This is a genomic window from Nitrococcus sp., from assembly GCF_059432795.1.
Genome location: NZ_JBXWZQ010000112.1, coordinates 38,483 through 52,244 on the forward strand (window position 1 = coordinate 38,483; position 13,762 = coordinate 52,244).

A 13,762-nucleotide genomic window follows, 5' to 3' on the forward strand; every position below is an offset into this window, starting at 1 on the left:
GAGATAGTCAAAATCACCGGGACGTATCCATGGAAGAGCTTCGCTGGCTGTTGCTGATTCTGGGTTTGCTGGTCATTGTGCTGGTGTACGGCTACGGTCGAATTCAGGAATGGCGTGATGAGGGACCCCCCTGGCGGCGGCGCAAGCCTGAGCCCTTTGCCGATGATGCCCTCTCGCGCGAGGATATCGAGGGTACCCTCAGTGAGTTGGACAGCTTGATCAGTGAGCGCCAGGAAGAGGTTCGCGGAACGCGGGCGGATTCGGTTGCCGATGATGACGCTTCGAGCGTTCCGTGCGCGAGCCGCGCGGGCGAGGATACGAGTCCGTCACCACCGGCATTCAGTCAACGGGCCGAACGTCGCGAAGGTAGATTGGCGTCGTTGCTCGGCGCCCGGGCAAGGGGCGCGGAGCCGGAAGCCGAACCCGAGCCCGAGCCCGAGCCGCAAAGCAAGCCAAGACATGGTGGCGAGGAGAAGCTTGTCGTCATCAATCTGGTTGCGCCGCCGGAGGACGAGCGGTTTGCGGGGCCGGAGTTGGTCGACGCCTTGGAGGCGGCCGGTATGCACTTCGGCGAACACGAGATTTTTCATCGCTCGCTGGACACACACGACAGCCCCCGTGTGCTGTTCAGCGCCGCGAATATTCTCGAACCCGGCTGGTTCGATCTGGACCGTATCGCTGAGTTCAATACCCCCGGAATCGCATTTTTCATGCGCCTGCCCGGTCCGTATGACGGGCTGGCCACATTCGAGCAGATGCTTGCCACGGCGCGCGCCGTGGCCGAGCGGCTAGGCGGCCACCTGCTCGATGGACGCCGCTGTGATGTTACCCACCAGTCCATCGAGCATATTCGTGAGGTTTTGATCGAGTACCGGCGTCGGGCGCACTTGGCGGCTCGGCAAGCCCGGTGAGCGCCGGCGGCAGCCGAGGGCGGATCGAGCTCTGATTGGCAGGCATGGGCGAGGCGCCGCCGGTGTGCGCCGATGTCTAATATCGAGATGGCGGAGACCGCGTTAGCCATGGCGAGCGTTGAACGGGCCGAAGCCGAGCGACGTGCCGCTGCGTTGCGCGAGGAGATCGAGCACCATGATTATCGCTATTATGTGCTCGACGATCCCGTTGTGGCCGATGCCGATTACGACGCCCTGCTTCGTGAATTGCAGGCCCTCGAGGCCGAACATCCGGAACTGGTCACCGCGGATTCACCGACCCAGCGCGTGGGCGCTAAGCCGCTCGAGGCATTCGGCGAGGCACGCCACGGTCTTCCCATGCTGTCTCTGGATAACGCCTTCGACGAGGGCGAAATCCGCGATTTCGATCGCCGCGTTCGGGAGCGATTGGGGGCAAACGCGGTTGCCTATATGGCAGAACCCAAGCTGGACGGTCTATCGGTCAATCTGCGCTACGAAGGCGGGCGGCTAGTGCAAGGCGGCACGCGGGGGGATGGCTACGTGGGGGAGGACATCACTGCCAATATCCGCACGCTGCGCACGGTTCCGCTGCGTCTGCGCGGCGAGGGTTGGCCTGAGTGGCTCGAGGTACGCGGCGAGATCGTGATTCGCAAGGCGGATTTCGAGCGCCTCAACACCCAGCGCCTCGAGGCCGGTGAACGTCTCTTCGCGAATCCCCGCAATGCGGCGGCCGGGAGCCTGCGCCAGCTTGACCCGAGAGTCACTTCACGCCGGCCGTTGACCCTATTCATATTCGGTATCGGCGAGTGCAGCAAGGCAATTGCGGAGCGCCAGTCGCAGGTTCTGGAGCGGATGCGCGACTGGGGCTTTCGCGTCTATGAGCGGGTCCAGGTGGTGACCGGGGCAGTGGAATGCCTGAAGTATTACCGGCGCCTCCTCGAGCTGCGCGAAACGCTGCCTTTTGAGGTCGACGGTGCCGTCTACAAGGTGAACGATCTGAGTAGCCAACAGCGCCTCGGCTTCACTGCGCGCGCGCCGCGATGGGCCGTTGCCTACAAGCTTCCGGCGCGCGAGGCGAGCAGCGTCGTGCTCGATATCGAGCCCTCCGTCGGACGCACGGGCGTTATCACGCCGGTCGCTGAGCTCGAGCCCGTGCAGGTCGGCGGCGTGGTTGTGCGTCATGCGACGCTGCACAACGAAGATGAGGTGCGGCGCAAGGACGTGCATATAGGCGACACGGTCATGCTGCGCCGGGCCGGCGATGTCATTCCAGAGATCCTCGGTGTGATCCGCGAGAAGCGCCCGCAAGGCGCTCAGTCCTGGAGCATGCCGCGAACTTGCCCCGTTTGCGGCTCGGAGATCATACGTCTGGAGGATGAGGCGGCACACCGCTGCATCGGCGGGCTTTTCTGTGCCGCGCAGCGCGTGGGCGCGATCGTGCATTTCGCCTCGCGCCGTGCCATGGACATAGATGGTCTGGGCGAGAAGCGAGTGGAGCAACTGGTCCGCCAAGGGCTCGTGGCGACGGTGGCCGACCTCTACACGCTCGAGCGGGCCCCGCTGATGAAGTTGGAGCGTATGGGAACCAAATCGGCGGATAATCTGCTGCGAGCCATTGACGCCTCCCGCGAGACGACCCTTGCCCGCTTTCTTTTTGCGCTGGGCATACCCGAGGTCGGCGAAGTTACGGCCAAACAGCTGGCGCTGGGTTTCGGCGACCTAACGCCACTGCTGGAGGCCAGCGAGGAGCGACTCACGCAGATTCCCGACATCGGTCCGATAGTCGCTCGCCATATCACGCATTTCTTCGCACAGCCGGACAACCATCAGGTCATCGATGCGTTACTTCAGGCGGGGGTTCACTGGCAGCCCCCGGTTGCTGCAGGGAAAGGCCAACCGCTCGCCGAGAAGACCTTTGTCCTGACGGGTACACTTGAGGGCTACACGCGGGACGAAGCACAGAAACGCATCGAGTCCCTTGGCGGCCGGGTCACCAGCAGCGTCTCGAGAAACACTGACTACGTCGTGCTCGGCAGCAGTCCAGGCGCGAAGCGGGAGAGGGCACTGCAGTTCGGAGTCACTATGTTGGACGAAACCGCTTTTCGGCAACTGATCGTGGATGAATAGGCGATTAGCCGAACACTTCCGCGGCGCCGCCGAACGGCAGGTCGCCGGGCGAGCACGCGCCGGTGACGCCGCTCAGGTTTTTTGCTGCTGTTGGTGTTCCCGTGGCGTCAGCGCCTGGATGCTCAACGCGTGAATGGTATCGGCGCGCATCGCCTCACCCATGGCATCGTACACCATGCGGTGGCGCTGAAGTGTGTTGCGGCCGGTGAAATCCGGGCTGACCACCAACACCCGGTAGTGGCCGCCGCCGTCCTTGGCCCCAACGTGTCCGGCATGCAATCGGCTGTCATCGCGCACCGTCACGGTTTCCACCTGCAGCGCCTCGCGCAGCCGCCGCTCGATCATTGCCACCCGTGATTCGGTCATGCCAATACTCGCTTGAATGGTTTAACGATCACTTGCTGATAGACACCCGCCTCGACGTAGGGGTCGCTATCAGCCCAGGCCTGGGCTGCCTCCAGCGAAGCGAATTCTGCGATCACCAGACTGCCGGAGAAACCGGCGGACCCGGGTTCTTCACTGTCGATGGCAGGATGTGGGCCGGCCAGCAGCAAACGCCCCTCGGCTTTAAGCTGCTCCAAGCGCTTGAGATGGGCGCTGCGGGCCTTGGCGCGTAGTGGCTGGCTATTGGCGATGTCCTCGCTGAGGATAGCGTAATACATGGATCCACGGCCTCAAAGCTGAACCGGTACCTCGAACTTAGGCTATCACAAACCCAATGTCCCTGACGCGGCACGCGAGCAGCCGTTACAATGAATCAGCGATACGCCCGCGCCCGTGCAGCCGAGGAGATGCGCAGTGTGCCAGTTCTTCGTGATTCATCCCATGACCCCGCAGCCGCGTCTGATCCGCCGGGCCGCCGAGATACTGCAGCGCGGTGAGGTGATCGTCTATCCTACAGACACCGCCTATGCCCTAGGTTGCCGCATGGGAGAGCGCGAAGCAGTGGAGCGCATCCGACGCCTGCGCAATCTGCACGAGCGGCACCACTTTACGCTCGCCTGTCGTGACTTGTCGGACATCGGCACCTACGCAAAGGTCAGCAACTCGGCTTTTCGTCTGCTCAAAGCCCATACGCCTGGGCCGTATACGTTTATTCTCCCTGCGACCAACGAAGTGCCGCGGAGGCTTCAGCATCCCAAGCGCAAGACCATTGGCATCCGTGTTCCCAACAGCCCCATCGCGAGCGTGCTTATTGCCGAGATCGGTGCGCCAGTGATGAGCACCACACTGCTGTTGCCCGGCGACGATCTGCCGCTGACGGACCCCGAGGTAATACGGGAGCGCATCGGTGCGCAGGTGGATCTGATCATCGACGGCGGCGCCGGGGGACTCCAGCTGAGTACGGTGATCGATCTCACCGGTGAAAGGCCGGCGGTGATTCGTCGTGGCGCCGGGGATGCCACGGTGTTTGAAGCTTGAGTTGCGGTGGCTTGGCCCTCGGTTGGAGCAGCACTCGCTGCACCGCCTTGTGCCCCAGGCTATGATGTATTTCGGTCCGGATTGAGCGAGCCGATGCCAGGAGGTGATTTTGAGCATACTCGACCCGCGCCAGAGTCGCGTTCTCTCCGGAATGCGGCCGACCGGGCGGCTGCACCTGGGTCATTACCACGGTGTCTTGAAGAATTGGGTGCAACTGCAGCAGGAGCATGAGTGCTTCTTTTTTGTGGCGGATTGGCATGCGCTGACCACCGCCTACGACGAGCGCGAGATCATCGGTCAGAACATCTGGGAGTTGGTGATCGACTGGTTGGCCTGCGGGGTTAATCCGAGCTTGGCCAAAATCTTCATTCAGTCCCGGGTAATCGAGCACGCCGAGTTGCATTTGCTGCTCTCGATGATTGCTCCGCTGGGTTGGCTGGAGCGGGTGCCCACGTACAAGGATCAGCAACAGAATCTGCGTGATAAAGATTTGCTCACGTACGGCTTCCTGGGATACCCCGTGCTGCAAAGCGCCGATATCCTCATTTATCAGGCAAGCGGCGTGCCGGTAGGTGAGGACCAGGTGTCTCATGTTGAGATCACGCGCGAACTCGCCCGGCGCTTCAACCACCTATTCGGTCGTGAAACGGACTTCGAGAGTAAGGCCGAAACGGCAGCCAAGCGCATGGGTAAGAAAAACGCCCGGCTCTACGCGGAGCTGCGCCGGCGATACCAGGAGCAAGGTAACCAGGAAGCCTTGTGCGAGGCGCGCTCGTTGGTGGAAGCTCAGCAGAACATCACGCTGGGCGAGCGCGAGCGGCTCTTGGGCTACCTTGAAGGCACGGGACGCAATATTCTGCCGGAGCCGCACGCGCTGCTCACGCCTGCATCGCGAACGCCGGGTTTGGATGGACGAAAGATGTCCAAGTCCTATGGGAATACGATCTCGCTGCGCGATGAACCCCAGACGGTGGAGCAGAAGATTCGAACGATGCCTACAGACCCAGCGCGAGTGCGTCGCACCGACCCCGGGGAACCTACGAAATGTCCGGTCTGGGATTTCCATCGGCTCTACTCCGACGAGGAGACCCAGGAATGGGTGCTTAGGGGTTGCCGATCCGCCGGTATCGGCTGTTTGGATTGCAAGCAGCCGATAATTGAAGCTGTGAAGGCGGAGCTCGAACCCATTCGCGCCAGGGCCCGCGAGTTTGAAGAGGATCCGCAAGCCGTGCGGCGCATCGTTTCGGACGGCTGTGAAAAAGCGCGCGTCGTGGCCAGAGAGACGATGCAGGAGGTGCGGGCTGCCATCGGTCTGGACTATCGGTAATGGCGAGCGAAGGCGATGCAGCCCCGCTGCCCGAAGCACAGCGCGACGATGAACCGTCCACGGTCTCGGTCGCCGTCAAGGTGATGGGTGAGCCGTTGGTGAAGCTTCCGCCTGACCTTTACATTCCACCCGATGCCTTGGAGATCATTCTGGAGGCTTTCGAGGGGCCGCTCGATCTGCTTCTTTATCTGATCCGCCGGCAAAACCTCGACATTCTGGACGTTCCAATTGCCGAAATTACTCGCCAATACATGCGCTACGTCGAGCTGATGCAGGGTCTGCGTCTGGAGCTTGCGGCCGAGTACCTGGTCATGGCCGCCGTTCTGGCTCAGATCAAGTCGCGTATGCTGCTGCCGCAGCCGGCCGACGAGGCGCCTGAGGAAGCCGATCCGCGGCTCGAGCTGGCGCGAAGACTCCAAGTCTACGAGCAATTCAAAGAAGCGGCGCAAGCGCTCGATGAGTTGCCGAGGCTCGAGCGCGATATTTACCCGACGTGGGCATCGACCCCACCGGCGCGCGCTATTGAGCGGAGCGAGCCGAGGGTTGCCCTCGGCGAGCTCGTCATGGCGTTGGCCGATGTCATGGCCCGGGCGGAGCGTTTTGCGCAGCATGCGGTTCAGCGCGAGGCGCTTTCCGTGCGGCAACGCATGGTCGACATCCTGGCGCGGCTTGAATGCGAGCGCTTCAGCGCGTTCACGGCGCTGTTTTCGGTCACGGAGGGGCGTTCGGGTGTTACCGTTACCTTTCTGGCGATTCTGGAGCTTTTCCGGGAGCGGCTGATCGAATTGCGTCAGGCTGAGGCTTTCGCGCCAATCTATGTTCGCGCGGCAACAGCGACCTCGACGAGAGAATCCGAACCGGGCAATGAGCAAGGGAAGAACGAGCCATAATGGAGCCAGAGCTGAAGTACATCATCGAGGCGGCGCTATTGGCGGCGGGCGAACCCCTGTCCGTGGATAGAATGCAGCGGCTGTTTCCGTCGGATCGACAGCCCGAGAAGGCGGCCATTCTCAATGCATTGGCCGAGTTGGCCGAGGATTATCGCCGCCGTGGCATCGAGCTCAAAGAAGTTGCCAGCGGCTATCGAATTCAGGTGCGGGAGGAACTGACGCCGTGGGTCGCGCAACTCGGAGCGGCACGGCCGGGGCGTTATTCCCGGGCGCTGCTGGAGACCATAGCGATCATCGCTTATCGCCAGCCGATCACGCGCGGGGAAATTGAAGAGATCCGCGGTGTCGCGCTCAGCAGTTCCATTATGCGTACGCTGCAGGAACGGGGCTGGATTCGCACGGCGGGGCACCGGCAGTTACCCGGGCGACCGGCTCTATTTGCCACCACTCGCGCCTTTCTCGATTATTTCAATCTCAAGAGCTTGGATGAAATGCCGGCGCTCAGCGAGCTCATGAACCGGAGTGACGAAAACGCCGAGTATGAACCGAGCTTGGCGCAATCTGAGGATGGTCTCAGCGTGCGGGCGATCGGATGAGCGACACGGAAAAGCTCCACAAGGTGCTCGCGCGCGCCGGATTGGGTTCGCGTCGGCAGATGGAGCGCTGGATACGCGAGGGGCGCGTCCGAGTCAACGGCCGGCTTGCCCGATTGGGCGAACGGGTGGCGCCGCTGATGCGTATCAAGGTCGACGGCAAACCTCTGCAGCGGCGAAACGTCTGCGGATCGCCTCGGCGTATGCTGCTTTACCACAAACCGGTGGGCGTGGTTACCACGCGGTCGGATCCCGCCGGGCGCCCTACGGTTTTTGAGCATCTACCGAGCCTCAAACGGGGGCGCTGGATCGCGGTAGGCCGTCTTGATGTGAATACTTGCGGTCTATTGTTGTTCACTACCGACGGCGAGCTCGCCAACCGTTTGATGCACCCCTCCTTCCGCCTCGTGCGTGAATACGCCGTACGGGTCTATGGCGTGGTAACGCCCGAAATGATTGGCCGTTTGAAGCAAGGTGTAGAACTTGAAGATGGCCTTGCCGCATTCGATCAGGTCGATACGCTCTCCGAGTCGCAGGCGAGCAATGGCTGGTTCCGGGTACGCCTGTTCGAGGGGCGCCGCCGCGAGGTGCGGCGGCTCTGGGAGTCGCAAGGGGTACGGGTGAGCCGGCTGAGTCGGCTGCGCTACGGTCCGGTGCGGTTGCCGCCCGGTTTACGACAAGGGCAGATCCGAAAGTTGGATACGGCGGAGATTGCCCGCGTTTGCCTAGCGGTGGATCTGGAACCGCGGCCGCAGCGTCCGGCCGGGCGTGAGAAACGCAGGAGTGCTCGGGTAGCACGAAACTCTTGAATGATCCGTCGAGCCGTCACCTATGTGCCCGAAAATTTATTTTTCTGAGCTGATGTGATAGAGGGTCCCGCCGCGCGCCATCGGGTTGCGGTGAACGGCTGCGTTATGCGTTTGCAGCGGCGTCGCGGCGCTTGCCTCGACGGTTGGCGCGCGCTCGCGAACGTAGTGGCGGATTGTGGCGACCCGCTCTTGAAGGACAGGTGGCAGGTGTGAATAGGTCCCCATCAGCAGCACCAGGCGTCGAACGCCGTCATCGATGTCGCTCAAGCTGCACAAGGTATTCTGAATCGAGGACTTGGTTAGTGCTGAGTCGAACTCCCTCAGCAAATAGATACCGTAGTGGCGGCTGGCAGCGATATAGGCGAGCACATCCGTAGGGGTACGAGTTCGCGGGATAAGGATATGCTCGACTCCCATACGGCAGAGTCCGCCCTGCGCGGTCCAATCGTACACGGCCTGTCCTGTCGTAAGGGCGTACCGCTTGAACAAACCAACGAGACGGTCTGTCTCCTGAGTCTGCAGAGCGGCAATGCGATACGTGGAGTCAAGGACCCGTTGCAGGGTATTGGTTACATCCATAACGCTCACTAGTGAGTTAACGACAGGTAGACGTTACTATAGTAGGACAAAAACACAACAGTATGTGATGTAGCGCAATATTTAGTTGTTTCCGTCGCTGAAGCAACCTTCCATCGCCAGCGTATACGCCGCACCTTGACATATCGCATGCCTCGGGTCGAGCAGATAGCTCAGGCCGCGGGCAGCAGCGCTTGGCGAGCGCAACCCGGCCGGGTCCTCACCCGGGTAGGCGAGCGCGCGCAGCGCGGTATGCGTTGCCCCCGGATCGTAGCTCACGCTGCGTACCGGTGAGTCGTCCGGTAGCTCCGCGGCGAGGGTGCGCATCAAGCCCTCCAAGCCGGCCTTGGCGGCGCCGTAGGCACCCGCGTAGGGCTTGCCGATGCGACCGGCGAGGTCGCTGACGAAGACGACTATGCCGGCCGGCGCGCGCTCCAGAAGGGGTAGGCAGGCTTGGGTGAGTAAAAAAGGCGCATTCAGGTTGACGTGCAGAGTACGGAACCAGGTCTCGATATTGTAGTGGGCGATCGGACAGGGCCGACCGAGCTCGGCGGCATTGTGGACCAGCGCATCGAGTCCGTTGAGGCTGTCGTTCAGGCGTTGCGCGAGCTCCATGTAGTCTTGGGGTTTCGCGCCGAGCAGATCTAAAGGGTAGATGGCCGGTTGAGGGCCGCCGCCGGCCTCGATTTCATCATAAACGCGCTCCAAGGGCGGAATGCGCCGGTCGAGCAGGATCACCGTGGCCCCGGCTTGCGCTGCTGCCAAGGCGCTCGCACGCCCAATCCCCGTCCCTGCACCGGTGATAAGAACTTTGCGCTCGGTCAAGGCACCGGCGGCGGGATGATAATCGGCGGGAATTATCTCAGAAACGGCTTCGGGCATTTGCAGATCTCTTCAGCCGCAGCGGCGAAAGCGCCGCTGTGCGCGGGCTGTGCGCCAAGCTAACCAGAGCTTGCGCAATGGCGTGAGGTGGTAACGCCGCTCCAATAAGGGGAAGTGGTCGTGCGCCATTACCTCGAGTAACGATCGATACAGTTCTGCCATCACGATGCCCGGGCGTTGGGACCAGCGATCCGACGGGGGTAGGCGCTGCTCGGCCTGCGTATAGAAGCGCCGCGCGCGGTCGGCCTGACCGGCAAACAACCGGCGTACCGGCTCGCTGGTCGTCGACCGTTGCATATCGCTCCAGTCGACACCGGCGTCGCGCATTTCCTGTTCCGGAATATAGCATCGCCCCTCTGCCGCATGGCGTCGTACATTGCGCAGAAAGCGCGTGAGCTGCAGCGCGGTGCCCAAATCGTGTGCGAAATCGAAGATGCGACGATCACGATAGCCACACACCTGTACCGAGAGGCTGGCGATGGAGCACCCGACCCGGTGGCAATAAAGCGAGAGCTCGCGGAAGCTCGGGTAGAGATTGTACTCCAAATCCATTTGAGCACCTTCTAGGATCTGCTCAAAGTAGTGCCGATCCAGCCGATGATGCTCGATCGGTGCGTGCAAGGCTTGGCTGATGGGGTGGCTGCCCCGGCCTTCGAAGGTGCGCGCCAGCTCCTCGCGCCACCAGGCGAGTTTGGCCGCAGCCACGTTGCGGTCACTGCACTGCCCCACGAGTTCGAGGAGTTCGGCGTGAAAAGCGTGCAACGCGAGCAGGGCCTCGCGTTTGTCGGCCTCGGTGAACAGCAGTGCATAATGCAGGCCTGAGCCCGGCGGAGCGACTTTCTCCCGGCAGTACTCGATGGTGTTCATGATGCGTGCGTGGCACGAGCAGAGCGGATTGGCTGATCATGCGGCGGGTGCAGAAAGGACCGTTTACGTGCCGTCTTCAAAGCACGGACTACCCTCGGCGAAGCGCTCGCCGCTGAAGACATCACCCCTTGCCGGCCGGTGACGCTCATGGCGTCTCTTGAGGATGAGGCGCATCGCAGCGGGGGGATACATCCCCGGACGCCGCCAGCCAGGACAGTATTTCCATGGGATGCTCAATGGTCCCGTCGGCTGCCCAGTCACTGACCCGCGCATTGGGCTCGAGATAGCCGAACAGGGCGGCCAAGGCCGGGGTGCCAGCGCGTCTCGCGGCCACGATATCGCGCTGCGCATCGCCCACCATCACGCATTCCGGCGGTGTCAGACCCAACTGCCGGCAAGCCTCGAAGACCAGGTGGGGATTGGGTTTGTGCAAAGCTCGACAATCGCCACTGACGGCGCACGAAGCGCGTTGCAGCAAGCCAAGCTGTTCCAGCAGCGGTCGCGTAAGCCAGCTTGGCTTGTTGGTTACGACCCCCCAGCGCAGGTTGCGTGATTCGACCGCATCCAGCATTTCGACGATGCCGGGGAAGGGACGGGTCTCGTGGCTGAGTCGGGAACGATAGTGATCGAGATAGCGCCGGAGCAATGAATCAAAGCCGGGGTCATCCCGGTTGATGCCGAAGCCGTGCTGGATCATCGCGGCGCCACCGAGCGAGACCACTGGGCGCAACGGCGCCGGCGGCAATGCCGCCAAGCCGTGCTCGCGACGCAGCGCGTTCAGGCTGCCGATCAGGTCGGGTGCGGTATCGAGCAGCGTGCCATCCAAGTCTAACAGCACAGCCTTTGCGAGGTGCCGTGATAACGGCAGAACACTATCCGCGCGACGATTCATCATCAGGCACCTTGGCGGATTTGTCTGTCACACCGGCGCCGCGCTACTGGCTGCGGAAATCGCAACGACTCGCTTGCGCCGTCTCGCGCTGGCGTCCGAGCCGGCAAGCATTGCGGTGAATTATTCTGCCCTCTCCAATGAACCGGAGTTCCGGTTCGCTGGCGCGCGGCGAGCCGATTCTCGGTACGTGGCCCAATACTATTGACCGGGGGCGAAGTGCGCCAGATAGTTGACCGAAACGTCGTCGACGAGGGAGTAACGACGCCTCAGCGGGTTGTAGCCAATGCCGCGCAGATCGCGCAACAGCAGGCCCTGCGCGCGCGCCCAGGCCGCAAGCTCGGAAGGGCGGATGAACTTGCGGTAATCATGCGTGCCGCAGGGCAGCAACCGCAAAACGTATTCAGCCCCGATCACCGCCAATAGATAGGCTTTCGGGTTACGGTTCAGGGTCGAGAAAATCGCTGCCCCGCCGGGGCGCAGCAGGCGCGCGCAAGCATGGATCGTCAGCGCCGGATTCGGTACGTGCTCCAGTAGCTCCATACAGGTAACAGCGTCGAATGCATGCGGACGATGCTGTGCGAACTCCTCCACACTGGTCAGCTTGTACTCGACCTCGAGATGTGTCTCCGCGGCATGCAGCCGTGCCGCTGCCAAGCTTCGCTCCGCCAAGTCAATCCCGATGACGCGTGCGCCGCGTCTTGCCATGGCCTCGCTCAGCAGGCCGCCACCGCAGCCCACGTCAACGACATCGCGATCTGCGAGCCCTCCGAGGCGGTGCTCGACGTAGTCAAGGCGCAACGGATTGATCTGATGCAGGGGTTTGAACTCGCCCTCGGGGTCCCACCACCGAGCGGCGAGGCGATCGAATTTAGCGAGCTCCACGGGGTCTGTGTTGGTATTCGGAGGCACTTCCAGCGACCTTAAGCCGAGCCCATCAAGCAGTGATTTGTGCCGCGCAGGACCGACATACCCGCTTTACCGCGAATCCAACGTCGGCCGCGGCTCGGCAGATATCGGAAACACGAATCGTTTGCGGGTGGCCCGACACGATGGATTTCCGAAGCTGCTTATCGCCCTCAGGTGATCTGAGGTTGACGTGCGAATTATCATAAGCACGTTATCCTATCACGCCATTGCTGGCATTGACTGCGTATTTTCGCTTGGTTCAGCGTGGTGAGCGCTCCGTCCACGACCAATTCGCGACCGGCGACCCAGACATCGCTGACCTGGGAGCGATTGACCGCATAGACGAGTTGCGAAATCGGGTTGTAAACCGGTTGACTGCCCACGCCGCCGAGATCGACTGCCACCAGGTCGGCGAATTTGCCGGGTGCCAAAGAGCCGATCTGACCAGCGAGCCCCAAGGCCGTGGCCCCTGCCAGGGTCGCCATGTGCAGCGCCTGGTGCGCGGGCAACGCCGTGGCATCGCTACTCACGCCTTTGGCAAGCAATGCCGCCGTGCGCATCTCTGCGAACATGTCCAGATCGTTGTTGCTTGCTGCTCCGTCCGTGCCCAGCGCAACATTGATTCCCTTCCCCAGCAAGGCCGCCGTCGGCGAGAAACCGCTTGCCAGCTTGAGATTGGATTCCGGGCAATGTACGACGTGACTCCCCGTCTCGGCGAGCCGGTCCATCTCACTTGCATCGAGTTGGGTCATATGAACCGCGATCAGTCCTGGTGAGAGCAGGCCGATTTCGTCCAATCGCGCCAGCGGCCGCTTGCCATGACGCTCGATGCTCTCTGCGATCTCGTGTGCGGTTTCGTGCAGATGGATATGCACCGGTACGTTGAGTTCGTCGGCCAGGACGCGAATGCGCTCGAGGATTCTCTGCGAGACGGTATAGGGTGCATGGGGGGCGAAGGCGGTGGACACGAGAGCCTCGCTGCGCACGGCGTCGTGGAGTGCGAGCCCCCGCTTCAGATACTCGTCGGCGCACGCAGCGTACGCACTCGGCATGTCGATTGCAATCATGCCGACGACCGCTCGCATTCCCACTCGGGACGCAATTTGCGCAGTCGTTTCCGGAAAGAAGTACATATCGTTGAAGCAGGTCGTTCCGCCGAGCAACATCTCGGCAATCGCCAGCTCCGTGCCCTGCGCCACGAAATTCTCACCGACGTGCATCTGCTCGGTCGGCCAGATGTATTCCGTTAGCCAGCGCATCAGGGGGAGGTCATCACTCAGTCCTCGCAGCAGCGTCATTGCCGCGTGAGTGTGCGTGTTCACCAGCCCCGGGATGAGCACATGTTCGTTTAACTCGCGCACGCGAGGCGCTTTATAGCGGCATCTCGCCTCGCTCTGGGGGAGGATCTGAGCGATTCGGCCGTCGCGGATAATAAGCGCGTGGTGATCCAGAACCGCTTGGTCCGGTTCGACGGGCACCAACCAGCGAGTGTTTATGATCGTATCCGCTTGCTCCATGATGTAGTCTCTGCGGCCGATGCGGTCCATTAGCGGCGGATAG

The 13,762-nt window shown here is 62.1% G+C and carries 15 protein-coding genes; 7 read left to right on the top strand and 8 right to left on the bottom strand.

Annotated elements, in window-relative coordinates; all coding sequences use genetic code 11:
• The first annotated feature begins 29 nt into the window (after positions 1-29).
• Both zipA and ligA read left to right on the top strand, forming a co-directional pair.
• Positions 30-911 (top strand): cell division protein ZipA, encoded by an 882-nt coding sequence (gene zipA, locus AC52Q4_RS08375; RefSeq protein ID WP_495536335.1) that lies wholly within the window; start codon positions 30-32, stop codon positions 909-911.
• Between the two features lie 108 nt (positions 912-1,019).
• Complete coding sequence (gene ligA / locus AC52Q4_RS08380; RefSeq protein WP_495536384.1) at positions 1,020-3,038, top strand: NAD-dependent DNA ligase LigA; 2,019 nt, start codon at positions 1,020-1,022, stop codon at positions 3,036-3,038.
• A gap of 72 nt (positions 3,039-3,110) precedes the next feature.
• On the opposite strand, the gene AC52Q4_RS08385 is transcribed toward ligA, so the two are convergent.
• On the bottom strand, positions 3,111-3,404 hold the full coding sequence (locus tag AC52Q4_RS08385; protein WP_495536336.1) for a BolA family protein: 294 nt from the start codon (positions 3,402-3,404) through the stop codon (positions 3,111-3,113).
• Positions 3,401-3,700, bottom strand: coding sequence for a YciI family protein (locus tag AC52Q4_RS08390; protein WP_495536337.1), 300 nt, complete (start codon positions 3,698-3,700; stop codon positions 3,401-3,403). Before AC52Q4_RS08390 ends, AC52Q4_RS08385 begins: the two co-directional genes overlap by 4 nt.
• Before the next feature lie 136 nt (positions 3,701-3,836).
• Between AC52Q4_RS08390 and AC52Q4_RS08395 the strand changes: the two genes are divergently transcribed.
• From AC52Q4_RS08395 to AC52Q4_RS08415, 5 genes are all read left to right on the top strand, one after another.
• Complete coding sequence (locus AC52Q4_RS08395; RefSeq protein ID WP_495536338.1) at positions 3,837-4,460, top strand: L-threonylcarbamoyladenylate synthase; 624 nt, start codon at positions 3,837-3,839, stop codon at positions 4,458-4,460.
• 109 nt (positions 4,461-4,569) lie between these two features.
• Positions 4,570-5,787 carry a tryptophan--tRNA ligase gene (locus AC52Q4_RS08400; protein ID WP_495536339.1) on the top strand — a complete coding sequence of 406 codons (1,218 nt, stop codon included), beginning with the start codon at positions 4,570-4,572 and terminating at the stop codon, positions 5,785-5,787.
• Entirely contained in the window at positions 5,787-6,677 is an 891-nt protein-coding gene (locus AC52Q4_RS08405; protein WP_495536340.1) for a segregation and condensation protein A, read from the top strand. Before AC52Q4_RS08400 ends, AC52Q4_RS08405 begins: the two co-directional genes overlap by 1 nt.
• Positions 6,677-7,273: an SMC-Scp complex subunit ScpB gene (gene scpB, locus AC52Q4_RS08410; protein WP_495536341.1), complete on the top strand. Its 597-nt coding sequence runs from the start codon at positions 6,677-6,679 to the stop codon at positions 7,271-7,273. Before AC52Q4_RS08405 ends, scpB begins: the two co-directional genes overlap by 1 nt.
• Positions 7,270-8,079, top strand: a complete 810-nt coding sequence (locus tag AC52Q4_RS08415; RefSeq protein WP_495536342.1) for a pseudouridine synthase — start codon at positions 7,270-7,272, stop codon at positions 8,077-8,079. The genes scpB and AC52Q4_RS08415 overlap by 4 nt, the downstream gene beginning before the upstream one ends.
• A gap of 36 nt (positions 8,080-8,115) precedes the next feature.
• Here AC52Q4_RS08415 and AC52Q4_RS08420 read toward each other — a convergent pair whose 3' ends face one another.
• The 6 genes from AC52Q4_RS08420 to AC52Q4_RS08445 form a co-directional block, all read right to left on the bottom strand.
• The gene (locus AC52Q4_RS08420) at positions 8,116-8,658 is read right to left on the bottom strand and encodes a hypothetical protein (RefSeq protein WP_495536343.1); all 543 of its coding nucleotides are present in this window, start codon (positions 8,656-8,658) and stop codon (positions 8,116-8,118) included.
• Between the two features lie 81 nt (positions 8,659-8,739).
• Positions 8,740-9,537 carry an SDR family NAD(P)-dependent oxidoreductase gene (locus AC52Q4_RS08425; protein ID WP_495536344.1) on the bottom strand — a complete coding sequence of 266 codons (798 nt, stop codon included), beginning with the start codon at positions 9,535-9,537 and terminating at the stop codon, positions 8,740-8,742.
• A gap of 12 nt (positions 9,538-9,549) precedes the next feature.
• Complete coding sequence (locus AC52Q4_RS08430; RefSeq protein WP_495536345.1) at positions 9,550-10,404, bottom strand: squalene/phytoene synthase family protein; 855 nt, start codon at positions 10,402-10,404, stop codon at positions 9,550-9,552.
• Positions 10,405-10,549: 145 nt separating this feature from the next.
• Positions 10,550-11,242 (bottom strand): HAD family hydrolase, encoded by a 693-nt coding sequence (locus AC52Q4_RS08435; protein WP_495536346.1) that lies wholly within the window; start codon positions 11,240-11,242, stop codon positions 10,550-10,552.
• A 252-nt stretch (positions 11,243-11,494) separates the two neighbouring features.
• Entirely contained in the window at positions 11,495-12,178 is a 684-nt protein-coding gene (gene ubiG, locus AC52Q4_RS08440) for a bifunctional 2-polyprenyl-6-hydroxyphenol methylase/3-demethylubiquinol 3-O-methyltransferase UbiG (protein WP_495536347.1), read from the bottom strand.
• A 224-nt stretch (positions 12,179-12,402) separates the two neighbouring features.
• Positions 12,403-13,719, bottom strand: a complete 1,317-nt coding sequence (locus AC52Q4_RS08445) for a TRZ/ATZ family hydrolase (protein WP_495536385.1) — start codon at positions 13,717-13,719, stop codon at positions 12,403-12,405.
• Positions 13,720-13,762 lie beyond the last annotated feature (43 nt).

Excerpts from the sequence above, each read along its gene's own strand:
- zipA (WP_495536335.1), top strand. The coding sequence starts at position 30 with ATGGAAGAGCTTCGCTGGCTGTTGCTGATTCTGGGTTTGCTGGTCATT.
- ligA (WP_495536384.1), top strand. The coding sequence starts at position 1,020 with ATGGCGAGCGTTGAACGGGCCGAAGCCGAGCGACGTGCCGCTGCGTTG.
- AC52Q4_RS08385 (WP_495536336.1), bottom strand. The coding sequence starts at position 3,404 with ATGACCGAATCACGGGTGGCAATGATCGAGCGGCGGCTGCGCGAGGCG.
- AC52Q4_RS08390 (WP_495536337.1), bottom strand. The coding sequence starts at position 3,700 with ATGTATTACGCTATCCTCAGCGAGGACATCGCCAATAGCCAGCCACTA.
- AC52Q4_RS08405 (WP_495536340.1), top strand. The coding sequence starts at position 5,787 with ATGGCGAGCGAAGGCGATGCAGCCCCGCTGCCCGAAGCACAGCGCGAC.
- scpB (WP_495536341.1), top strand. The coding sequence starts at position 6,677 with ATGGAGCCAGAGCTGAAGTACATCATCGAGGCGGCGCTATTGGCGGCG.
- AC52Q4_RS08415 (WP_495536342.1), top strand. The coding sequence starts at position 7,270 with ATGAGCGACACGGAAAAGCTCCACAAGGTGCTCGCGCGCGCCGGATTG.
- AC52Q4_RS08420 (WP_495536343.1), bottom strand. The coding sequence starts at position 8,658 with ATGGATGTAACCAATACCCTGCAACGGGTCCTTGACTCCACGTATCGC.
- AC52Q4_RS08425 (WP_495536344.1), bottom strand. The coding sequence starts at position 9,537 with ATGCCCGAAGCCGTTTCTGAGATAATTCCCGCCGATTATCATCCCGCC.
- AC52Q4_RS08430 (WP_495536345.1), bottom strand. The coding sequence starts at position 10,404 with ATGAACACCATCGAGTACTGCCGGGAGAAAGTCGCTCCGCCGGGCTCA.
- AC52Q4_RS08445 (WP_495536385.1), bottom strand. The coding sequence starts at position 13,719 with ATGGAGCAAGCGGATACGATCATAAACACTCGCTGGTTGGTGCCCGTC.